Genomic DNA, 22,089 nt, shown 5'->3' on the forward strand with positions numbered 1-22,089 from the left:
TATCAAGTTAAAGAGTATTAATCTAAAATAAATGGATAGTCTTGTTGTACATAAACATCTTTGTACAATTCATCTGCAGTTGGATAAGGAGAATCCTCCGCAAATTTCACCGACTCATCAACTACTTTTTTCACATCAGCCTCAACCTCAGCAAACCAAGCATCATCTGCATATTTGTTTTCCAAAATAGCATGTTTCGTAGCCAATAATGGATCGCGATCTTTATACGCTTCCAATTCCTCTTTCGTACGATATTTAGCCGGGTCAGACATTGAGTGTCCTTTATAACGGTAAGTACGGATTTCTAAGAATGTAGGACCTTCGCCAGCACGAGCGCGTTGAACAGCTTCGTCCATTGCGTTGTGTACAGCAACAACATCCATTCCGTCTACAGGAGCAGAAGGCATATCAAAACCTAATCCCATTTTGTAAATGTCCTGCATGTTAGTTGTACGTTGTACAGAAGTACCCATCGCATAACCGTTGTTTTCACACACGAAGATAACTGGGAGTTTCCACAACATCGCCATGTTTAGTGTTTCGTTGAATGCACCTTGACGTACAGCTCCATCGCCCATATAACAGATATTTACATTATCTGTACCAAGATATTTCTCAGCAAATGCGATACCAGCACCTAAAGGAATCTGACCACCGACAATACCATGGCCACCCATGAATTTATGTTCTTTAGAAAAGAAGTGCATTGAGCCTCCTTTACCTTTTGAACAACCAGTGATCTTTCCATATAATTCAGCCATACAAGCATTTGCAGAAACGCCTTTAGCCAAAGCGTGGGCGTGATCACGATAAGCAGTGATTAAAGAATCCTCAGGTTTGATAACCGACATCGTTCCAGCGACTACTGCCTCTTGTCCTATGTACAAGTGACAGAAACCACGAATCTTTTGCTGTCCGTAAAGTTGACCTGCTTTTTCTTCAAACTTACGCATAAGTAACATAGACTTATACCACTCCAAATATGTCTCTTTTGTTATAGGTGTTGAACTCATTTCAAAGTTTTGATTTTCTTACAATTCTAGACTACAAATCTAATAATTTTGGATGAATTTCCTTGGTCAAAAATCAATTTTATTTATACTTTAAGACACTTCTAAGACATTTGATTTAAAGTATATAGCATTTTTCAGCAAATAAATGAACGGCACAATCAAATAAATCAAAAACTTATGAAAATAAAAAAGCCAAACGACTTAATAATCATTTGGCTTTATCTATTTTATATAAATTGTTTGTTAGCGCAGTTTTTGGATAAGTTCACTTTCGGTAACCTTCACCTGCTCCCCACTTTCCATGTCCTTGAGTGATAATTGACCGGATGAAACCTCTTCATCTCCAACTAATAACACATAAGGGATTCCTTTTCCATCGGCATACCCCATCTGCTTTTTCAACTTCACTGGAGCGGCATATAGTTCTACAGCAATATCTTCTTTACGAAGTTTATTGAGCAAACCTAGTGTATAGGTTTCAAGTTGTTTATCAAAATTGATAATCAATAGCTTGGTAGAATCCGCTTTATTTGCTGGGAATAAATTTAGTTCTTCCAATACATCGTATATACGATCAGCACCGAATGAGACGCCCACTCCTGTCAGATCCTTTAATCCGAACATTCCTGTAAGGTCGTCATAGCGGCCACCACCACCAATACTTCCCATAGCTACTTCATTTGTCTTTACCTCGAAAATACAGCCTGTATAATAATTGAGACCTCGCGCCAACGTAATATCCAGATCGATAATACGAGTCAATAGTTCCGTATCAACACTCAATTTGCTTATATAATCAAAGACCTCCTCTATTTCAGCAATACCTGTCAAACCAATTGAAGAGTCGGCCAAGATAGATTTTAACGACGCAAGTTTCTCCCCATTTGAACCTTCCAATAAGATGATCGGTTTCAACAGATTCAGATCAGCTTCGCTAAAACCTCTTTCCAACAGCTCTTTATTGACCCCATCCAATCCAATTTTATCCAGCTTATCAATGGCGACAGTCATATCGACAATAAGTTCTGGCTTTCCGATAATTTCGGCGATACCAGAAAGTATCTTCCGGTTGTTGATTTTAATATTAAAATCTTTCAATCCAAAACGTTCGAAAGCCTCTTGATAAATCAGAATAAATTCAGCTTCATTCAATAAACTAGTTGACCCCACCACATCGACATCACATTGGTAAAATTCGCGGTAACGGCCTCTTTGCGGTTTATCAGCCCGCCAAACCGGTTGTACCTGAAAACGCTTAAATGGTAAGGAGATCTCATTCTGATGCATCACAACATAACGCGCAAAAGGCACTGTCAGATCATATCTTAGCGCTTTTTCAGAAATATGAGGAATTAGCTTATTCGAATTTTTATCTTGTAGTAGGCTATCTGGAGCTTTTGTCAAATAGTCTCCGGAGTTAAGGATCTTAAAGATCAATTTATCACCTTCATCACCGTATTTACCTGTTAAGGTTGTTAAATTCTCAAATGAAGGCGTCTGTATTTCATTGTAACCATATTTTTTAAACACAGCTTTCAATGTGTCAAAAATATAATTACGTTTGATCATTTCGGAAGGCGAAAAATCACGGGTTCCTTTCGCCAAAGAAGGTTTTACTGTTGCCATATCCGGCAAAGTTAATATTTAGCGGGGACTAAATAAATTAAAGAATAAAAATCCTTTATTCTACTTCCAGGATCTTGAGAAATTCGCAGGCTTTTTCCGCCGCTAATTTCTCGGCTGACTTTTTATTAAAATCGCGCCCCAGGCCACACACAACACCATCTACAACAGCCTCAACACTAAACATCTTCGAAGATTCACCTTCCGGATTATCCGTTTGTTGAAATAGGATTTCTTTTCCGGTATGCTGACACCATTCGATCAACCGACTTTTGAAATTAGTTTCGGTCTGCTCCAGTAGTTGGATATCAACATGTGGTTTAATAATACGGTTTAGGAGAAAGCTTTTTGTGAACACATAGCCTTTGTCCAGATACACTGCACCAATCAGCGCTTCAAATGCATCACCTAACAACGATCCTTGTTTATTCGGGAAACTGATCATTCGGGCATCGAACTGTATCATTTCGTTGAATCCTAGTTTTCTGGAAAGTTGGTTCAGGTTTGCACGGCTCACGATTTTGGAACGCATCTCAGTTAGGAAACCTTCGTCTTTATACGGATATTTCTTGAACAATAATTCAGCAACGACAGAACCTAAAACAGCATCACCCAAGAACTCCAAGCGCTCATTACTGTTCTTAGCTCCTTCTTTGATTGTTACGGCAACAGACTTATGTCTAAATGCCATCTTGTACAAATGCACATTCCCGGGAATAAAACCTAATAGGTTTTTTAGCTTCTTAACATATTCCCGATCCGGCGAAATATATAACTTGTATATCCTTGAAAAAGGCATCTCATCTAAAAATAAGGCGACAAGTTCTAATTAAAGAACCTGTCGCTAGCTCATATTACCAAACCATGTTTGAAGGATCAAACATTAAGCTTTATATTTTTTTACAATCACGGTAGCATTGTGGCCACCGAATCCAAATGTATTACTCAACGCCGCATTCACTGTACGTTTTTGCGCTTTGTTGAATGTAAAATTCAATTTATTATCAATTTCCGGATCATCTGTGAAGTGATTGATTGTCGGTGGGACAATATCATTTTGCACAGCCAAGATAGAAGCGATAGTTTCTATAGCCCCTGCAGCCCCCAAAAGGTGTCCAGTCATTGATTTAGTTGAACTGATATTCAATTTATATGCGTGTTCACCAAACAGGTCAACAATAGCCTTTGTTTCACTGATATCGCCGACCGGCGTAGATGTTCCATGGACATTGATATAATCAATATCTGAAAAATCCATCTCCGCATCATTGACAGCCATTGTCATTGCCAGTTTGGCACCCAATCCTTCTGGATGCGAAGCTGTGATATGGTGTGCATCTGCACTCATTCCACCACCTGCAATCTCTGCATAGATTTTTGCACCACGTGCTAAGGCATGCTCTAAGCTTTCTAAGATCAAGGCACCTGAACCTTCACCCGAAACAAAACCATCTCTGTCTTTATCAAAAGGACGAGAAGCTGTTTTGGGATCATCATTTCTTGTTGACAAAGCATGCATAGCGTTGAATCCACCGATTCCAGCCTCATTAACTGTAGCTTCTGATCCACCGGTAACAATCACATCTGCTTTTCCCATACGAATATAGTTGAAAGCATCAATCATTGCATTGGTAGCAGAGGCACAGGCCGATACTGCTGAAAAGTTAGGACCGCGAAGGCCATGACGCATTGAAATATGTCCTGGAGCAATATCAACGAGCATCTTAGGAATAAAGAAAGGATTGAAACGTGGTGTTCCATCTCCCTTTGCAAAGTTGGCAACTTCTTCTGTAAAAGTTGTCAGACCTCCAATTCCTGAGCCCCATATTACTCCGATACGATTTGTATCTAATTTTTCAAAATCTAAGCCAGCATCTTTAATTGCCTCATCAGTAGACGCAATTGCATACTGTACAAAAGGATCGACTTTACGAGCTTCCTTACGATCCATGAAATCATGTGGATCAAACCCCTTTACCTCACACGCAAACTGAGTTTTGAATTTTGACGCATCAAAATGCGTAATAGGAGCAGCTCCGCTTACACCATTTATTAACGCCTCCCAGTATTCTGAGACGGTATTACCAATTGGTGTAAGGGCGCCTAATCCTGTTACTACTACTCTTTTAAGCTCCATTTATTACGATTAGCCTAATTAAATTAGTTAGTTAACGTTTTTTTCTAAATAAGCGATTGCTTGACCAACAGTACCAATAGTCTCTGCTTGATCATCAGGAATAGCAACGTTGAATTCTTTTTCAAACTCCATGATCAACTCAACAGTGTCAAGTGAATCAGCACCTAAATCATTAGTGAATGAAGCTTCTGGTGTTACTTCGTTTTCGTCTACACCTAATTTTTCAACGATAATTGCTTTTACTCTTGAAGCGATATCTGACATGATTTTATAGTTTAATTGTTTAATAAATCTGTGCAAAGAAAAATAAATTTCATCAAAATTCAAACCTAAATTGATATTTAGATGAAAGTCACCATGTTAGGCGACCGAACTTATTCGCGTCTTATACTAGCTAACCCACTCTATATTAACTTAGTTCAAGTATAACAAAAATTATTTTGTATTCCAAACGCTCAGCTAATTAACTCAAATTTTACACAAAAAGTATATTCCCACCTTAAAATTATTAGTACCTTCGTTAGCATAAGGATATATATTTTATAAAAAAAGTGGTCAATAAGTTAGTAGCAAGGTTAGACATGGATATGGATGAAGAGTTAGATTTCACCCTACTCGCCATCACCTGCCCGCTTAAAGATTACCGCCTCTGCCATTTTATCAATAAAGTGACAAACCTGGATTTTTCCAGAGGCAAAGAGAGCAAATACGACCATGATGGTCGCCCGAAAAATAAATCAGAAGAAGAGCTTGAATATCACATCATCTTTGACGTAAAGAAAAAAATAAGCTATCACTTCACTGCTTTTCATTATCTCAGTCCGGATTCCGATACAGAATATTTTCTTATTAACAATAAAAGTATTGAGGGAACCTTTTTAATCCCCGAAAACCCACATTTTGATTTCTTTGTCATCATCAAAAATTACATCTGCGAAGACGATGTTGAACATATAATCAAAAGGATCAGCAAATTACCGGAAGTGGTCATTGCAAAAGAAATATCACCAAAAATATTGAAATCTAAAGAAAATCTCATATTTTAGCAGACTGTAGGTTAGTGTAGCAAATACACCTAACTCTAAATCTAAATTAATTCGATTTAGTTTTGACAAAAGACAACAATACGGCTTGCCGTTTGTTGTCATAAATGAAGAACATTAAAAATACAAAATAACAGATGGAAAAAGTTCAAAAAAGGACTAAAATTGTCGCAACATTAGGCCCTGCTTCGGCAGACAAACAAGTTTTGACCAACATGATTGCCAAAGGGGTTGATGTGTGTCGGTTGAATTTCTCTCATGGCAGCCAGGCAGATCACCTTAAGGTAATCGAAACTATAAATGCAATAAATAATGAAACCGGATTCAATGTTGCCATCTTAGCTGACTTACAAGGTCCAAAGATTCGGATCGGAAAAATGAAAGAAGGTGGAGCTGTTCTCGTAAATGGTTCAAAAGTTGAAATTACCACACATGAACTCATTGGAGACGAAAACAGAATCTACATTACATACGAAAACTTTCCAAACGATGTTGAAGCCAACGAAATCATATTACTTGATGACGGAAAACTTCAACTTCGTGTTTTAGAAACCAACCATAAGGACACGGTTACTTGTGAAGTAGTGCATGGTGGTGTGCTTACTTCACGTAAAGGCGTAAACTTACCAAACACCAAAGTATCTATCCCTTCATTGACTGAAGAAGATTTAGATAACTTAAACTTTGCGTTGGATCACGGAGCTGACTGGATCGCGATGTCATTCGTTCGTTCGGCAGAAGATATTGCACAATGTAAAGAAATCATTGCCGCAAAAGGAAGCCATGCACGCGTAATCGCGAAAGTAGAAAAGCCTGAAGCAATCGAAAACATCGATGCAATCATCGAAGCTACCGACGCTGTCATGGTTGCTCGTGGCGACTTGGGTGTTGAACTTCCAATGGAAGAGGTACCAGGACTTCAGAAGATCATCGTCCAAAAATGTAGAGACCTTTCAAAACCTGTAATTATTGCTACGCAAATGCTAGAGAGCATGATTACGACACCTCGTCCTACTCGCGCTGAAGTAAACGATGTTGCCAATTCAGTATTGGATGGTGCAGATGCAGTGATGCTAAGTGGCGAGACTTCCGTGGGTGAATTCCCTGAGATTGTAATCGAAACAATGAGTAAGATTATTATCCACGTGGAACAAACTTCTTATCCTTATTATAATGAGAAAGTTAGTGAAATCCACGACGGAACACTTATTCCAGACGCGATTTGCGCTTCTTCAGTTTATCTTGCTCAAAAAACAAATGCCTCAGCAATCGCTGTCTTGACTTCTTCCGGAGCAACAGCATTTGAAATTACAAGCTACAGACCCAACGTAGACATCTTAGTATTTACTGGAACAGAAAAACTATTGAAACAATTGAGTTTGCTTTGGGGTGTGAAAACATTTATCTATGACAAATTTGAAAGTACGGACGGTTCTATCCATGATGTCAATAGATTTATCGTAAAAAACAACTATGTTAAACCGGGATCAATTATCATCAATACGGCATCAACTCCGTTAATTGAAAAAGGCAAAACAAATACAATCCGTGTTTCTCAGTTGTAAGAAATAGGATCATAAAAAGGAAAGGCATTCTCATGATGAGAATGCCTTTCCTTTTTTATTTCTTGGGATATAAAGAGTCAATCTTTAATTTGAAATCTTTCACTTTCAAACTATCTTCCAATAGTTTAAACGGCAATGTATCCTGTTGTGATTTCCTTCTCTTGGGTGATTTTTCTGTTCCCGGCATAGGTGCCAGACCATCCAGCTTTTTGAATTTCTGAACAGGCATATTATACTTAGCCGATGTGGTATCCAAGCCAAGGACTGGCATCTTGGATTGTTTATCCTGCAGTAACGGACGATGCTCTTTTAGCTTGATCTGACCGAAAGCAATCCCCACTGTAAAAGACAATGCCAATGATAATACATAAGTTTTCATAACATAATCTATTTTAACTTCTAATTTACAACAACATAACCAAGATTTAAAGCAATTGCTGTTAAACATTGTTAAAACAACTCCAAAACAAGTTAGCATCTTTATATTTGTAACAATTCAACTAAAGCAGCAGATGGGATGTGGGAATGGCTCAGAATCACAGCATGTAATGAGCTCATTATGCTATTGAAAATATATATTTGCAAAACATAATTTCATGAAGAAAAATAGTATTGTATTAATCATTGGACTAATGTCTTTGGCACTAATCGGGGTATTGGCTATGCAATTCTATTTTCTACGAGATTCCTACCGTCAAAAATCACAGCTCTTTGACGAGTCCGTCAATGCCGCCCTTACTGCTGTTGCCGGAAAGCTCGAGCGACGTGAAGTTGTAGATTTCGCAAAAGTACAACAGGAGCGTAATATCGAAAAATCCAAACAGGAGCAGGCAAAGCAACAACAGTTGACCGAACAGCTGCAACTGCAAACTCAGATTGAGGACCTGAGAGGCAAATTGGACCATATATATCAAAAATATAAATTAGAAGAAGATAGATTAAAAGCAACCTATCCAAATATTATTAATATTGAAAACTGGTTTTACGAAACCTATGTCAAACGAACACAATACCAAGATCTCGTTGAAATTAATATCGTTAAAACCCCAACAAGTGGACTATATTACCAAGAAGATATTCTTGTTTCCGCAACAAAAACGATTCCACGTGTAGAAGGGAAAGACGATAGTACTCGGTTTCTAGTTGTTCATATCGATGATTTCAAAAGGTTGCTTGCAAAAAGTATCATCGCTCTTCCCCCAAGGTCTAACCCAAAGCTGTCGAAACGAATTTTTGAGTTAGAAACCAAATTAAATAAACTGTCGAAAAAAAATGCAGGCTACGGTTTCAATGTTTACGATTCTGTTGCCATGCTTGGTGGTAAAAAAGCTGATTACATCGAAGATGTCGCTATCGGAATGGAATTGGCGAAAAGACCACTTAAGGATCGGTTGAACATTATTATTGTCCAAGAACTCCTAAAGGAAGAATTGATCCATCGTGACATCAAGGCACCGTTTAATATCGAGATATGGAGCACCAGCAATATTTTGCTAAATAATATTCTCAATGAGGCCGAACTAAACAATCCCATAAATACCACAAAGTATTCTACAGCTCTTTTTAAAGGCGATGTTGGCGCTGCTCCGGGCAAGCTGACCATATACTTCCCCAACAAAAAAGCAATCATAGCAGACAACATGAGCTACTTGCTACTTCCTATGCTCACCCTTTTGTTTCTATTGGTCGGATGTTTTGCTTATACTCTCATCATTATCTTTAGACAAAAGAAGGTATCTGAGATGAAAACTGACTTCATTAATAACATGACCCATGAGTTTAAAACTCCTGTGGCCACGATCATGATCGCCAGTGAATCACTCAAGGATCCGGACATCAATGCGGACCACAAACGTGTACAGAAATTGGCCAATATCATTTACGATGAGAATGTTCGCCTCGGAAATCATATTGAGCGGGTATTAGACTTAGCAAAACTGGAGAAAGAAACATTAAAACTTGATCGTGAAGATGTCCATATCAATGACCTTGTAGCCGCTGTCACAGACAGTATGCAGCTCCGGATGCAGAATATCGGCGGAAAATTCAGTATCGATCTCGCCGCGACAAAAGATATTGTTGTCGGAGATGAGCTGCATTTCTCCAATGTATTTTACAATCTAATGGACAATGCAATTAAGTACAGTAAAGGAGATCTACATGTAAATATCGGTTCTAAAAATATTGGCGATAACATTGTTATCACCATCGCAGACAACGGAATCGGCATGAGTAGGGATCACCTTCAAAAGATATTCGATCAATTTTATCGTATCCCCACCGGAAATGTCCACAACGTTAAAGGTTTTGGTCTGGGCTTAAGTTATGTTCAGGATATTTTGAGAAGACTCAATGGAAGAATCACCGTAAAAAGTGAGAAAGATAAGGGCACAACCTTTGAAGTAATTTTGCCCGTAAAAAAATAACACGTTCCTTTTTTGTATATTCAGGGAACATTAGTGAAAATTAATAGATTCATTATGCAAAAGATATTATTAGCAGAGGATGATCCCAATTTGGGGGATCTTTTAAAGGACTATCTCGAATTAAAGGGAAAATTTGACGTTACGCTCTGTATTGATGGAGACGAAGCCGTTTCCCAGTTCAAAAAAAATGATTATGATTTATGCATTTTCGATGTCATGATGCCTAAAAAAGACGGTTTTACCGTGGGCCGTGAGATCAGAAAAACAAATAGTACCGTACCGATTATCTTCGCCACTGCAAAAGGCATGATGGAGGACAAGACAGAAGCGTTTGAATTGGGTGGAGATGATTATATCACAAAACCTTTCCGTGTTGAGGAGTTACTTCTTCGGATTAATGCTTTATTGAAACGAAGTGTCAGAGATAAAGAGGATGAAGTAGTTGCAGATAAGTTTGAAATTGGAGATTACTTTTTCGACTATACAAGTCAGCAGATTTCTTACAAAGGTCAGATGCAAAAACTATCGACAAAAGAGGCTGAATTACTTCGCCTACTTTGTTTAAAAAAGAATGATGTTTTGACTAGGGAAGAAGCTTTATTAAAAATATGGCATGACGACAATTACTTCACAGGTAGAAGTATGGACGTATTCCTGAGCAAACTTCGTAAATACCTAAGAGAAGACAGCAAGGTTGAAATCGTCAATGTCCACGGAAAAGGTTACAAACTCCTGGTGAGCTAAAGGCATAGAGGGTGAGATACCAATGCGTGATTTCACCCTCCTTTCCAATGAAAAGAAAGAAATAAAACATTTCTATCCTTAGTAGAATATAAAAAATAGATGCACTTTTATAAAAAATTTGCATATCAAAAAGAAATGTTCTAACTTAGCATCGCTTATAGAGAAAGGCAGAGGGAATAGACCCGATGAAGCCTTAGCAACCTGTCCCTTGACAAGGTGCTAAATTCTACCCTACTTGATATGGGAATGATAAGCCGAAGTCACCAAATTCTAGTGTGTCCTTCTCTCTCTAGCAAGAAATATAGTTGAAAAGAAATATTAAAAACATTATTATGTTATTGACTAACAATTTAGGTTACCCTCGTGTGGGCGCGTTCCGCGAATTGAAAAAAGCCAATGAGGCCTATTGGGCTAAAAAATCTTCTGTTGAGGAATTATTGGACACAGCAAAAAAAATTCGTGAAGGCAATTGGAAAACACAAAAAGATGCTGGAATAGATTTGATCCCTTCCAACGACTTCTCTTTTTACGATCAAGTATTGGATTTAACCCTTACTGTTGGTGCAATTCCTGCTCGTTACCATTCTTTGTTGAATAAAGTAGACAACAACTACAGCTTAGACTTATATTTTGCAATGGCGCGCGGTTTCCAACAAGAGGGAATCGATGTGACCGCAATGGAAATGACCAAGTGGTTGGATACCAACTACCACTATATGGTTCCTGAATTCACAAAAGATCAAGAGTTCAAATTGACTTCTGAGAAATTCTTAAATGAATACAACGAAGCAAAATCATTGGGTATTGAGACAAAACCTGTTTTATTAGGCCCAATCACTTACCTTTTGATCGGTAAAGAAAAAGAAGCTGGTTTCGACCGTATCGACCTATTGGACAAATTAGTTCCTGTATATGAGCAAATCTTGTCTAAATTGGCGGAAGCTGGAGCACAATATGTTCAGATCGACGAGCCTTTCTTGGCTTTAGATTTAGATGCAAAAGTAAAAGCATTATACCAACCTACGTTTGAGAAATTGGCTGCTGCTGCCAAAAACATCAAATTGATCGCGACAACTTACTTCGAAGCTTTAAAAGACAACGAAGATATCGCGGTTAACTTACCTATCCATGCATTACACTTGGATTTAGTACGTGGAGAAAACCAATTGGATACAGTTTTAGCTAAAGTTCCAGCTTCATTGACATTATCATTAGGTATTGTTGAAGGCCGTAACATCTGGAAAAACGATTACGAAAAATCATTGGTTAAAATCAAACAAGCAGTTGATGCATTAGGCAAAGACCGCGTTTGGATTGCTCCTTCTTCCTCTTTATTGCACGTTCCTTTTGACTTAGATAATGAGCATAATGAGCAATCATTACCTGCTGAAGTTAAAAACTGGTTAGCATTCGCAAAACAAAAATTAGCAGAGGTAAAAGATCTAGCTGTTTTAGCAGAAGGTGAAGTTGATGCAGAAACAACAAAACGTTTCGAAGCCAACAAAACTGCTGCAGAAAGCCGCCGTACTTCTCCGTTGATCCACAAACCGGAAGTTAAAACACGGACAAGCAACATTACTGATGATGATGCAAAACGTACATCAGTTTTTGCTGACCGTAAAGCGGCACAACAAGCGAAATTCAACTTACCAGCATTCCCTACGACAACAATCGGTTCTTTCCCACAAACAAAAGATGTGCGTAAATGGAGAGCTGATCTGAAAAAGGGATCGATCACACAAGAAGAATACGATAAAGCGATTGCTGAAGAAACAGAAAATACAATCCGCCTTCAAGAGCAATTGGATATTGACGTATTGGTTCACGGTGAGTTCGAACGTAATGATATGGTTGAATACTTCGGTGAGCAATTAGCTGGATATGCATTTACACAAAACGGTTGGGTACAATCCTATGGTTCACGTTGTGTAAAACCTCCAATTATTTATGGAGATGTATACCGTCCAGAAGATATGACTGTACGTTGGTCTTCATACGCTCAATCATTGACAAACCGTCCGGTTAAAGGGATGTTGACTGGTCCTGTAACAATCTTACAATGGTCTTTCGTACGTAACGATCAACCACGTTCAACCACAACTTACCAAATCGCATTGGCGATCTTAGACGAAGTACAAGCTTTGGAAAAAGCAGGTATCAAAATCATTCAGATCGATGAGCCAGCGATCCGCGAGGGATTACCATTGCGCAAAGCAGATCAAAAAGATTACTTAAACTGGGCTGTACGTGCATTCCGTGTATCTTCATCTAATGTAGAGGATGATACGCAGATCCACACACACATGTGTTACTCTGAGTTCAACAATGTAATCGAAGATATCGCAGCAATGGATGCAGACGTAATTACAATTGAGACTTCCCGTTCACAAATGAAATTATTGAATGCTTTTGCTGGTGATTTCAAATACCCGAACGATATCGGTCCCGGTGTATACGATATCCACTCACCACGCGTACCAAGCAAAGATGAGATGGTAGACCTATTGCGCAAAGCAAAAGCGGTAGTTCCTTCGGAACAACTTTGGGTTAACCCTGACTGTGGTTTGAAAACTCGTGCTTGGCCTGAAACTAAAGCTGCTTTAGAATCTATGGTTGAAGCTGCGAAAATCTTAAGAGCAGAATAATTCTTAAACTATATTGATAAAAGCCCAAGATGAAATTTCATCTTGGGCTTTTTTTTTGAATACTTTATCCGGCATCAAGCGTCTTCGTCTGTTATTTACTTCTCTTTTTACCCGTCTTATTCATTTCCAATTTTCCTTGAATCCGATCCTCAATAGACTTTATGATCGTGGACAGATCGCTGTTCAGATTATCCAACTTGGCCATTTTGAGGATTTTTAAAGCCTTCTTGTATTTTTTTAATTTCTCAAGTAGCAGCACCTTCTTGATCCAGATTACAGCCAGAGACATCCCCGGCAATGTCAACACATATTTGATGGTTTTCTTGGCGGCTTCATAATCTTCCATGTCTATCAAGGTCTGTATAAAATAAGGATACACCTCCAAAGCATGCACATTATGGCTTAAAGCTTCCTGAAAATATTTCTTTGCCTGTTCATAATCAAACAGCTGCTCCGCATAGACCCGTCCCATTAGACACAATGCCATGGTATTGGATTCATCGTATGACAAGGCATAGGATAAGGATTCTAGGGTATCCTCCAGATAATATGGATAATTATCCAAGGCCTGGAGAACATATTTATTCACTGAATTCATCGTTTTTTTTAAACATTACATGAGTATTAAGCTTCTTGGCGCTACCTCTAGCCACACAGAAGCTATTTCCTTTTATCGGTCAGATCATCTCAAATGATCTCTTGGCGATACAGACACACAATCCGATGTCATATACAAGCGCCAAAATTGGTCCGGAAAAGAAGATTAGGAGAGTGCGGTATTACGGAGAATATGCCCAAGACTCTTCTTTGAGGACGAAGCTGGGTTTTTTAGTATAGCAAACATATTCTTCCGTTTTTTATTTTATATTAATACCTTATTATGCTGCAAAGATTCAAAATATTTATCATATTACAAAATATTTGATTATTAACAACTTACAAACCTATCATGGGATTGGCATATTATTGTCATATCGTTTTTTCTAAAATTATCAACCTTTTAGTCATTTTCGTTTTATGGAAAGTCAAACAGTAAATCAACTCATCAAACAATCTAGAAAGCTCAGAGGACTGACACAACAGGATCTCGCCAATCAAGCCGGTCTATCTTTAAGAACAGTACAACGAATCGAAAAGGGGACAGAAGAGATCAGTGGTTTCAGTTTAAGACAAATCAGTCAGATTTTAGAAATTCCTTTAGAACAATTAATTATGCCAAATGTAAATCAAATCAGTATCGACAAAAACCAAAGTGGAAGCATAAAGGCTCTTTACCTCGCTTCCCTAACATTTCTGGTCAACCCGCTATTAGGCCTATTGGTCCCAGCCATTATGGGCTATACCAAGCAAAATAAAGATGCCCAATACAGCATGCATCTAAAAAAGATCATCATCATACATGCCACCGGTCTTTTATTTCTCGGCGCCTTTATAGGTTATATTTTTGCAGCAGATTTTTTAAAAATTGGGTTGCCTTCATCTTTAAATTACATCTTTAACAGCTGGCTTTTTCTGCTCATCCCAATTTGCTATTATGCAGTGATTATCATCTTCACAGCAGTAAACTATTTTAGCATTAAAGGATCCGATGTAATTTAAGAATAACTGGTACTCAGCTTGCTCGAATCGAAATTCGTGATTTGAGCAAGCTGAAAACAAAATTACATGAATAGGTTTTAGAAAATCAGAAGGGCATTTCCTAGAAGAAATAAAGTGGAAAAGCGCTGACATTGAGGAGAAATTGTTGTTAAATATTATAACGGATTTTTTTGAACAACCAGTATCAAGTCTTTTTCTAAAGCTAGATATCCCATCTCATAAATAAAATTATAGGTCTGACCTTTGCTTGTAGTAATTGTATGTGTGTGAAATTTGAAATCAAATCCCAGTCTTTTTAACTTTTCCCGCTGTACCTTCAGCAAACCTTTCTCCTCGCCGTTCAGTACATCCATTAGAATACGTCGGTTTTTGCGCAAGATATTATTCACATTGCGCACTAGATTAGTTTGATCGCTATTCAGTTTATTGTTATATGTATTTCGGCAAGAGTCATCACAAAAGCGCTTATCCGACCTTCCTCTTATATTTTCTCCACATTCCAAACAGACTTTTTCCATAGTGTTTAATATGAAATTTAAACGACAACAAACGGTTACAACCGACTATAGTCGAATACAAATGGTAAACAGACGATTAATATCTCCTCTCCTTTTCATCTTTGCTCAAGGTCATTCCACATCCATTGAAGGTTATGGCCTGAACTAAAATAAGAATTATTAGAAACATTTAAAAATTAGACAAAATGAGCACATTACGTAACAAAGTACAATTAATTGGTCATTTGGGAAATGATCCTATCATCAGAACCACTTCAACAGGGACAAATTACTCTGTTTTACGACTTGCCACGAATGATCTTTTCAAAAACAAAGCGGGTGAATGGGTAGAAGAAGTACAATGGCATACGCTTGTTGTTTGGGGTAAGCAGAATAATACCATTGAAAAGAAATGTAGTCGCGGAACTAAACTGATGGTTGAAGGGAAACTTACCTATCGTAACTATGAAAATGCTGATGGAGCAAAAAGATATCTTACTGAAATCAAAGTTGACAGCTTTTTGATTCTATCAGATCAAACTTGCTCAAACGAGGATATTCCAGTACTACAAGAGGAGGATGAGGATGAACTTCCGTTCTAATTTGGGGATAAAAAGAAAGTAGGACATTTAACGTTGTCCTACTTTCCTATTTATATCAAAAAAATTATTTTGCTGCACTCGCAGTTAACTCTGTTGCTAGCTTTTGAGCATACTCTGTCCATAGCTTTGCATCTTCCGGAGTTAATTTAGTAAGAGCAGTAGCCGTCTTTGTGGCCCATTCCTGTTGCTTTCCAGCTAACTCTTGGATCTTAGTCGCATCTCCACTTTTAGCAGCAGCAACATATTCATTCACATATTTTGTGTAATCGTCTGCCAACTGTTGTGCTTCCGGGGAGCTAAACTTAGGCACTGCAGTAGTAGTAGTAGTTTCTGTTGTTGTTGTCTGTGCAACACCACCTTTAGTATCAGTTGTAGTGACTGTATCCTTTGTTTCTACTTTTTTGCTATCTGCATTATTACAAGAAGCAAAGAAAAGTGCAGCAATTGCCGCAGATAATATCATTTTTTTCATGAAACGAATAAGTTTATAATAAATTAAAATTATTTACCAACTTAAATTTGGATTATTTTAATTTATAATCCAAATATATTTTTTTCACAAAACAAATAAACATCAAAAAACCTCAGTTTTTCTCTTTCCCATGCATTTAAATTTAAATCTCCGATGATTGAAATAGTCTCCGATTGTAACAACACCATGGCGTTAATTATGATTCTGGCTCCTCCAGGTCTCCAAAGGAAGATATTCTCCAGAAACGATGTCCAGAATCTGGATATTCTTACAATCACTCTTGTTCAAATAGAAATGATAATAAGGTTCAAATCTTTCTTCACTATTATATCCGGCGGTAAGGGAATACAACTCCTTTTCATCTTGTTTCAAACTATCGATCATAAACGAGATATTGGCTTTGTGATCAGTCAAGCTATCCAAATTTCTTTTGCTTTCCTCAACCTCCTTGAGCGCTAGGATCAATTTCATCGCCTTTTCTGACGAACAACCAGCTTTCTCGTCCATTTTAGCTGAACTTTCAATTCTCTCAACAGCTGGTTTTTTAGGGGTTTGGTCACTTTTTGTTTTAGTGGATGTATCGCTTTGACAGCTGATAAAAGCAATGTATGATATCAAATGGACAAATAAGATTTGTACTTTCATCTGTATAAATTATTTATAAGTATTGGTCTCATCGGTATAAATGAGCTCGTGTTTGGTCCCACCCACCAATGCAAGTCTATATTCTTTCAAATTTACCATACAATTTCCAGAAGTTTCCCTTCTCTGCCAATACAAAGTCGACTTTTTTCCAAGCGTTTAACACCAGGCTTATTTCTGTTTCTGCCATTGTATATTTTCCAATAAAGAATTCCTCCGCCGAAAAACACAGGCCAAAGGCATTATTTAGTGTATGTAAGCTTTCAATATCAATTTCTTCGAAAAATAGAATCGACTGTGCTGTTACAGCAAAATCACCTGGCACCGATATAGCATCCATATACTCTATCGCAATAAAACGATTACGGCTCTGTAGCGGGAACTCAATCACAGGAAGTTCATTCAATTTTGACACATAAGTACAAGCATCTAATAACGTATCCCTTTCCAACAGCGGAACCTGCGACAGTCGTTTGCCACCTAATGTAGGAATATCGGGCTGAAAATAATCGTTAAAATTGAGGATCTCATTAACGGATAGATTTTTTTCAATCAGATGTTGCACAGGAATGCCAAAATAATTTGCAATTTTCAAGATAATCTCGATTTTTGGTTCAGCACGCATCTCCTCGTAAGATGAAATATTACCTCTAGTGAGATTAAAAACATCTCCAAAAGCCTGTTGACTCAATCCTTTCACCTTTCTCAGCTTCTTAATATTATTCCCGACGTTACTCATTTTAAAAAAAAATTAATTTTTTCTTGCAAAATATTTTTGCAATTTACTATCTTTATGCAAAGAATATGTGCAATATATAAAAAACTTGATTATGTACTTCTCAAAAATTGAAAATTATATCGCCAATATCGGTTATAACATCACTCATAAAGATGAAAAAGAAGGTGTTTTTGTTATCGAAAACGAAGATGATGGTATTCGCAATCTCATTGTGGGTATTGCGCAACCTATCATAATTTTCGAGCAGTACCTATTTACTCTAAACAACGAAAACATGGACATGTTCAAATCGTTGCTCATCAAAAATAGAGATATCATCCACGGCGGATTTGCCTTGACAGAGGATGGTAAAAAGGTCATATTCCGATATACGATGCAAATACATAATCTCGATCAAAATGAATTTGATGCTGCCATTAATTCGCTCAGTCTTTTGATCAGCGAATATTATAATCAGTTAATAAGTTTTTCAAAATTATAGAATAATGAATATTTTTAAGAGAATTTTCAGAATCGGTCAAGCAGAAATCCACGCTGTAGTGGATAAAATGGAGGACCCCATCAAAATGACGGAACAAGGTATCCGTGAGATGAAAGAAGACCTAGAGCAATCGTTGGAAGCTTACGCAAAAGTAAAAGCGCTAGCCATACGTACGCAAAATAATTGTGAGAAGAAAAAAGAAGAGGCCAATGAATTTGAAAACAAAGCCATTTTATTATTGCAAAAGGCCCAAAAAGGCGAACTTTCTACTGAAAAAGCAGAGAGCTTAGCCAAAGAAGCCCTATTACTAAAAAAGCAATTGTTGATCGAAGCCACCGAATTGGAAAAACAAGCGACAATCCATCAAAGCTCAGCCGAAGAATTGCGCAAGAATGTGGATATACTTAAATTCAATATATCCAAATGGGAGAGTGAGCTATCGACATTGAAAGCAAGAGTTAAAGTATCCAATGCAGCTAAAATGGTTAATCGACAACTTGCTAATATTGATTCAAACAGTACCATTTCGATGCTGGAACGCATGAAAGAAAAGGTCGAAGAGGATGAGGCTTTGGCCAAAGCCTATGGCGAAATCGCAACGGGCAACAAAAGTAGGATAGATGAGATCAATGAGAACATCAGTGGTTCGGACTCTGTCAACAATGAACTGGAAGAGTTAAAACGAAAATTAAATAACGATGCGGAGATTTGAGTATAAAACAGTCAAAATCGAACCCAAAGGTTTCTGGGGAACCAAATTGGATCCGGACAAAATCGACGAGATACTTAACGATCTAGGGAATCAGGGGTGGGAATTGGTCACAATGCAAGATCTTGAGGTCAATGGTCACTCTTGGTCGTTTCATTACACCTTCAAACGAGAAAAAATTTAAAAAAATACGATGACAGAATTAATCAATATCTTATTTAACCCATTATCAAATGGCATCATGACCGTCCTGACGGGCCTGTCTGTAGTGTATTGGTTTTTTATGTTTCTCATGGGGGATGGTGTACATCTATTTGATGCTGACGCCAACGTAGACTTACATCCTACTCCTGATGTCAGCGACGTAGATGGCTCGCATGATATGAACGCCGATGGATCAGATCACCCACACCATCATACGGACTCCGATACGCATACCGAACCGGGTTTCTTTGCCAAGGCAATGGATTATATCAATGTCGGAAAAGTCCCAATTATGCTTATTGTGACCATGTTTAAATTTATTGGCTGGGTGATCACCATTGTATCTTCATTGTATATTGACGTCGCATCCTGGGGAATAAAATCGGTATTGATCTTAATTCCTGTTTTTATCGTTACGTTTTTCTTAATGCATTTTCTGACCAAACCACTCGCAAGAATGTTTAAAAATATAGGCTATAATGGCGAAGAGAGCCATGACTTCCTAGGGCGCATGGGAAAAATGCGTGCTAGTATTGAAGGCAAAAAAATAGGTTCTGCTGAATTTATCATCCAACAAGACCCTATCCGTCTCAATGTCGTGAGCCATAATGGTGAAAAGATCGGCTATGGTGATGATGTCATTATCGTGGATGAATCGAAGGACAAAAAATATTATTATGTCACCAAGGAAATCACCATAGACAATATTTAAAATTGATGAGCAAGACAGAACCGCCTTGTCAGCTAAAAGCTTGCGCAAGTAAAATCTCAATACTCGTATCTAAATACTAAAATCTAAATAAATACTAATCATATGCTATATCAACCTCTTTTATTTTTAAGTGGCTTAAACGGAATTATATTGCTAATTGTCGGTTTAGCTGTCTTTTTAATTTTTGCATTCTTTGTTGTACTGAGTGCATTCTATAAAAAAATCCCGCAGGGAAAGGCGATTGTCCGGACGGGGGTCGGCGGGACAAAAGTTGCCTTCAATAAGGGTATGTATGTCGTCCCTGTTTTCCACAAGATGGAGATCATGGATATCTCAATCAAAAAAATTGAAATCGCCCGTATGCAGAGCGAAGGGTTGATCTGTAAAGACAATATCCGTGCAGATATCAAAGTAGCATTCTTTGTTCGTGTCAACAAAAATGTGGATGATGTGATCAACGTTGCCCAGAATTTGGGATGTGACCGTGCAAGTGAGCCCGAAACTTTAAAGAGCATCTTTGAATCTAAATTTTCTGAAGCCCTAAAGACCGTAGGTAAGAAGTTTGATTTTATCGAATTGTATGAAGCCCGTCGTGAGTTTCGTGATGAAATCCTCAATATCATTGGTACAGACCTGAACGGCTATATCCTTGATGACTGTGCCATCGACTACCTGGAACAAACAGATATCGAACACTTAAATCCCAGCAACATCCTGGATAGTGAAGGTATCAAGAAAATCACCGAGCTGACAGCAAAACAAAATATCAATGCCAATTTCATCCGTCGTGACGAAGAGAAATTGATCAAAAAACAAAACGTAGAAGCACGCGAGGCAATCTTAGAACTGGATCGTCAACTTGCCGAAAAAGAAGAAAAACAAAAACGTGAAATCGATAATATCAAAGCGCGTGAAGAAGCCGAAATAGCAAAAGTACGTGAGGAAGAACGCTTGAAATATGAGAGTGTCCGCATTTCGACCGAAGAGCAGTTGGCTGTACAGGAAGAAAATAAGCTGCGTCAGATAATCATCGCCGAGAAGAACAAGCAACGTACAGATGCTGTAGAAGCAGAACGTGTGGAAAAAGACCGTGCACTGGAACAGACAGAACGTGAGCGTATTGTTACCTTGGCTCAGATTGACAAAGAACGTTCGATTGAGACTGAAAAGAAAAGTATTCAGGGTGTGATCAAAGAACGCGTCCAATTGGAAAAAGGTGTTATTGAAGAACAACAAGGAGTCAAAGATATTGAAGTATTCCGTGAAGTAGAACGGAAGAAACAAGCGGGTGTTATTGCAGCATCACAAGAAGCCGAAGAAAAATTAATTACTACGGTAAAAGCTGCTGAAGCAGCGAAAATTGCTGCAGAACAAGAGGCTGAGAAAAAAGTGATTGACGCCGAAGCAGCGCGTAAAATCGCTGAAAAACGTGCACAGGAATTATTAATAGACGCCGAAGCGAAAAAAGAAGCGTCACTCAAAGAGGCCGAAAGCCGCAAGATCATAGCTGAAGCACAAGCGAAAGAAGAAGCCGCGATAGGTCTGTCGGAAGCTGAAGTAATGGTTGCAAAAGCCGAAGCCGAAGAGAAGCAAGGTACTGTACAGGCAAATGTTATTGAGAAGAAAGCCGAAGCCATGCGCAAAGAAGGTTTAGCACAGGCGGAAGTTGTCCGTGAAAAAGCACTTGCGGAGGCAAAAGGTATCGAAGAGAAAGCAGAGGCCATGAAAAAACTGGATGGTGTTGGTAAAGACCACGAAGAGTTCAAATTACAGTTACAGAAAGAACGTGACATCGAACTTGCGCAGATCAATATCCAAAAAGATATTGCACAAGCACAGGCGGGGGTATTGTCCGAGGCACTTAAAACAGCGAAGATTGACATCGTTGGTGGTGAAACCATGTTCTTCGAAAACATTGTACGTCAGGTATCCAATGCCAAAGGTTTTGACCATCTGATCGACAATTCTAAACATGCGACTGATATCAAAAATTCACTATTGGGCCCAGACGGAAAAGGTGATCTTGCTGAAAAAGTACGTGGATTAGCGGATAAATATGGGATCTCATCCAATGATATCAAGAACTTAACAGTGTCTGCGGCGTTGATCAAATTGCAGCAAGCGGCTACAGACGCTGAGAACGGTGAAGATGCAGGTTTTATCAATTCACTATTTGGGTTGGCAAAAAACTTAGGCATTTCCAATAAAAAGCTGTAAATACATTTATCATCTTGAG

23 protein-coding genes and 1 riboswitch are annotated in these 22,089 nt (G+C 38.2%); of the genes, 12 read left to right on the forward strand and 11 right to left on the reverse strand.

Annotated elements, in window-relative coordinates; genetic code table 11:
- Positions 1 to 17 precede the first annotated feature (17 nt).
- From pdhA to OGI71_RS17900, 5 genes are all read right to left on the reverse strand, one after another.
- Positions 18 to 1,013, reverse strand: a complete 996-nt coding sequence (pdhA, locus tag OGI71_RS17880) for a pyruvate dehydrogenase (acetyl-transferring) E1 component subunit alpha (RefSeq protein WP_259186816.1) — start codon at positions 1,011 to 1,013, stop codon at positions 18 to 20.
- A gap of 243 nt (positions 1,014 to 1,256) precedes the next feature.
- Positions 1,257 to 2,639 (reverse strand): histidine--tRNA ligase, encoded by a 1,383-nt coding sequence (hisS, locus tag OGI71_RS17885; protein ID WP_282250744.1) that lies wholly within the window; start codon positions 2,637 to 2,639, stop codon positions 1,257 to 1,259.
- A gap of 55 nt (positions 2,640 to 2,694) precedes the next feature.
- The gene (gene rnc / locus OGI71_RS17890) at positions 2,695 to 3,435 is read right to left on the reverse strand and encodes a ribonuclease III (protein ID WP_282250746.1); all 741 of its coding nucleotides are present in this window, start codon (positions 3,433 to 3,435) and stop codon (positions 2,695 to 2,697) included.
- An 84-nt stretch (positions 3,436 to 3,519) separates the two neighbouring features.
- Positions 3,520 to 4,773, reverse strand: a complete 1,254-nt coding sequence (gene fabF, locus OGI71_RS17895; RefSeq protein WP_120261763.1) for a beta-ketoacyl-ACP synthase II — start codon at positions 4,771 to 4,773, stop codon at positions 3,520 to 3,522.
- Between the two features lie 27 nt (positions 4,774 to 4,800).
- Positions 4,801 to 5,037 (reverse strand): acyl carrier protein, encoded by a 237-nt coding sequence (locus tag OGI71_RS17900; protein WP_028070665.1) that lies wholly within the window; start codon positions 5,035 to 5,037, stop codon positions 4,801 to 4,803.
- Positions 5,038 to 5,324: 287 nt separating this feature from the next.
- Here OGI71_RS17900 and OGI71_RS17905 point away from each other — a divergent pair, with 287 nt between their 5' ends.
- Together OGI71_RS17905 and pyk are read left to right on the forward strand one after the other, a co-directional pair.
- Positions 5,325 to 5,819, forward strand: a complete 495-nt coding sequence (locus OGI71_RS17905) for an IPExxxVDY family protein (RefSeq protein ID WP_282250756.1) — start codon at positions 5,325 to 5,327, stop codon at positions 5,817 to 5,819.
- 134 nt (positions 5,820 to 5,953) lie between these two features.
- Positions 5,954 to 7,381 carry a pyruvate kinase gene (gene pyk / locus OGI71_RS17910; RefSeq protein WP_120261765.1) on the forward strand — a complete coding sequence of 476 codons (1,428 nt, stop codon included), beginning with the start codon at positions 5,954 to 5,956 and terminating at the stop codon, positions 7,379 to 7,381.
- A 55-nt stretch (positions 7,382 to 7,436) separates the two neighbouring features.
- On the opposite strand, the gene OGI71_RS17915 is transcribed toward pyk, so the two are convergent.
- On the reverse strand, positions 7,437 to 7,760 hold the full coding sequence (locus tag OGI71_RS17915; RefSeq protein ID WP_282250759.1) for a hypothetical protein: 324 nt from the start codon (positions 7,758 to 7,760) through the stop codon (positions 7,437 to 7,439).
- A gap of 217 nt (positions 7,761 to 7,977) precedes the next feature.
- Here OGI71_RS17915 and OGI71_RS17920 point away from each other — a divergent pair, with 217 nt between their 5' ends.
- The 3 genes from OGI71_RS17920 (at position 7,978) to metE (ending at position 13,196) form a co-directional block, all read left to right on the forward strand.
- Positions 7,978 to 9,807, forward strand: coding sequence for an ATP-binding protein (locus OGI71_RS17920; protein ID WP_282250761.1), 1,830 nt, complete (start codon positions 7,978 to 7,980; stop codon positions 9,805 to 9,807).
- Between the two features lie 54 nt (positions 9,808 to 9,861).
- A complete protein-coding gene (locus OGI71_RS17925; protein ID WP_120261768.1) occupies positions 9,862 to 10,551 on the forward strand; it encodes a response regulator transcription factor in 690 nt (229 codons plus the stop codon).
- Positions 10,552 to 10,703: 152 nt separating this feature from the next.
- Positions 10,704 to 10,807: riboswitch (SAM riboswitch) on the forward strand.
- Between the two features lie 76 nt (positions 10,808 to 10,883).
- On the forward strand, positions 10,884 to 13,196 hold the full coding sequence (gene metE / locus OGI71_RS17930) for a 5-methyltetrahydropteroyltriglutamate--homocysteine S-methyltransferase (protein ID WP_335994494.1): 2,313 nt from the start codon (positions 10,884 to 10,886) through the stop codon (positions 13,194 to 13,196).
- Between the two features lie 91 nt (positions 13,197 to 13,287).
- Here the strand turns inward: metE and OGI71_RS17935 are convergent, their stop codons facing one another.
- The gene (locus OGI71_RS17935) at positions 13,288 to 13,794 is read right to left on the reverse strand and encodes a hypothetical protein (protein ID WP_282250764.1); all 507 of its coding nucleotides are present in this window, start codon (positions 13,792 to 13,794) and stop codon (positions 13,288 to 13,290) included.
- 419 nt (positions 13,795 to 14,213) lie between these two features.
- Here OGI71_RS17935 and OGI71_RS17940 point away from each other — a divergent pair, with 419 nt between their 5' ends.
- Positions 14,214 to 14,795: a helix-turn-helix transcriptional regulator gene (locus tag OGI71_RS17940; protein WP_282250767.1), complete on the forward strand. Its 582-nt coding sequence runs from the start codon at positions 14,214 to 14,216 to the stop codon at positions 14,793 to 14,795.
- A gap of 155 nt (positions 14,796 to 14,950) precedes the next feature.
- On the opposite strand, the gene OGI71_RS17945 is transcribed toward OGI71_RS17940, so the two are convergent.
- On the reverse strand, positions 14,951 to 15,313 hold the full coding sequence (locus OGI71_RS17945; RefSeq protein ID WP_282250768.1) for a hypothetical protein: 363 nt from the start codon (positions 15,311 to 15,313) through the stop codon (positions 14,951 to 14,953).
- 185 nt (positions 15,314 to 15,498) lie between these two features.
- Here OGI71_RS17945 and ssb point away from each other — a divergent pair, with 185 nt between their 5' ends.
- Complete coding sequence (gene ssb, locus OGI71_RS17950; protein WP_282250770.1) at positions 15,499 to 15,894, forward strand: single-stranded DNA-binding protein; 396 nt, start codon at positions 15,499 to 15,501, stop codon at positions 15,892 to 15,894.
- Between the two features lie 64 nt (positions 15,895 to 15,958).
- Here ssb and OGI71_RS17955 read toward each other — a convergent pair whose 3' ends face one another.
- The 3 genes from OGI71_RS17955 to OGI71_RS17965 all read right to left on the reverse strand — a co-directional run bounded on the left by OGI71_RS17955 (position 15,959) and on the right by OGI71_RS17965 (position 17,747).
- On the reverse strand, positions 15,959 to 16,366 hold the full coding sequence (locus OGI71_RS17955; RefSeq protein ID WP_282250771.1) for a hypothetical protein: 408 nt from the start codon (positions 16,364 to 16,366) through the stop codon (positions 15,959 to 15,961).
- A gap of 192 nt (positions 16,367 to 16,558) precedes the next feature.
- The gene (locus OGI71_RS17960; RefSeq protein WP_282250773.1) at positions 16,559 to 17,011 is read right to left on the reverse strand and encodes a hypothetical protein; all 453 of its coding nucleotides are present in this window, start codon (positions 17,009 to 17,011) and stop codon (positions 16,559 to 16,561) included.
- A 76-nt stretch (positions 17,012 to 17,087) separates the two neighbouring features.
- Positions 17,088 to 17,747 carry a helix-turn-helix transcriptional regulator gene (locus OGI71_RS17965; RefSeq protein ID WP_282250775.1) on the reverse strand — a complete coding sequence of 220 codons (660 nt, stop codon included), beginning with the start codon at positions 17,745 to 17,747 and terminating at the stop codon, positions 17,088 to 17,090.
- A gap of 91 nt (positions 17,748 to 17,838) precedes the next feature.
- On the opposite strand from OGI71_RS17965, the gene OGI71_RS17970 reads away from it, so the two are divergent.
- The 5 genes from OGI71_RS17970 (at position 17,839) to OGI71_RS17990 (ending at position 22,070) form a co-directional block, all read left to right on the forward strand.
- Positions 17,839 to 18,228, forward strand: coding sequence for a YbjN domain-containing protein (locus tag OGI71_RS17970; RefSeq protein WP_282250776.1), 390 nt, complete (start codon positions 17,839 to 17,841; stop codon positions 18,226 to 18,228).
- A 4-nt stretch (positions 18,229 to 18,232) separates the two neighbouring features.
- Positions 18,233 to 18,940: a PspA/IM30 family protein gene (locus tag OGI71_RS17975; RefSeq protein WP_282250778.1), complete on the forward strand. Its 708-nt coding sequence runs from the start codon at positions 18,233 to 18,235 to the stop codon at positions 18,938 to 18,940.
- Positions 18,927 to 19,121 carry a DUF4177 domain-containing protein gene (locus tag OGI71_RS17980; protein WP_257094693.1) on the forward strand — a complete coding sequence of 65 codons (195 nt, stop codon included), beginning with the start codon at positions 18,927 to 18,929 and terminating at the stop codon, positions 19,119 to 19,121. The genes OGI71_RS17975 and OGI71_RS17980 overlap by 14 nt, the downstream gene beginning before the upstream one ends.
- A 9-nt stretch (positions 19,122 to 19,130) precedes the next feature.
- Positions 19,131 to 19,853: an OB-fold-containig protein gene (locus tag OGI71_RS17985; protein WP_282250786.1), complete on the forward strand. Its 723-nt coding sequence runs from the start codon at positions 19,131 to 19,133 to the stop codon at positions 19,851 to 19,853.
- A 102-nt stretch (positions 19,854 to 19,955) separates the two neighbouring features.
- Complete coding sequence (locus tag OGI71_RS17990) at positions 19,956 to 22,070, forward strand: flotillin family protein (RefSeq protein WP_282250787.1); 2,115 nt, start codon at positions 19,956 to 19,958, stop codon at positions 22,068 to 22,070.
- Positions 22,071 to 22,089 lie beyond the last annotated feature (19 nt).

Origin of the sequence: Sphingobacterium sp. ML3W (genome assembly GCF_029542085.1) — a bacterium.
In the GTDB taxonomy this organism is placed as follows: Bacteria; Bacteroidota; Bacteroidia; order Sphingobacteriales; family Sphingobacteriaceae; genus Sphingobacterium.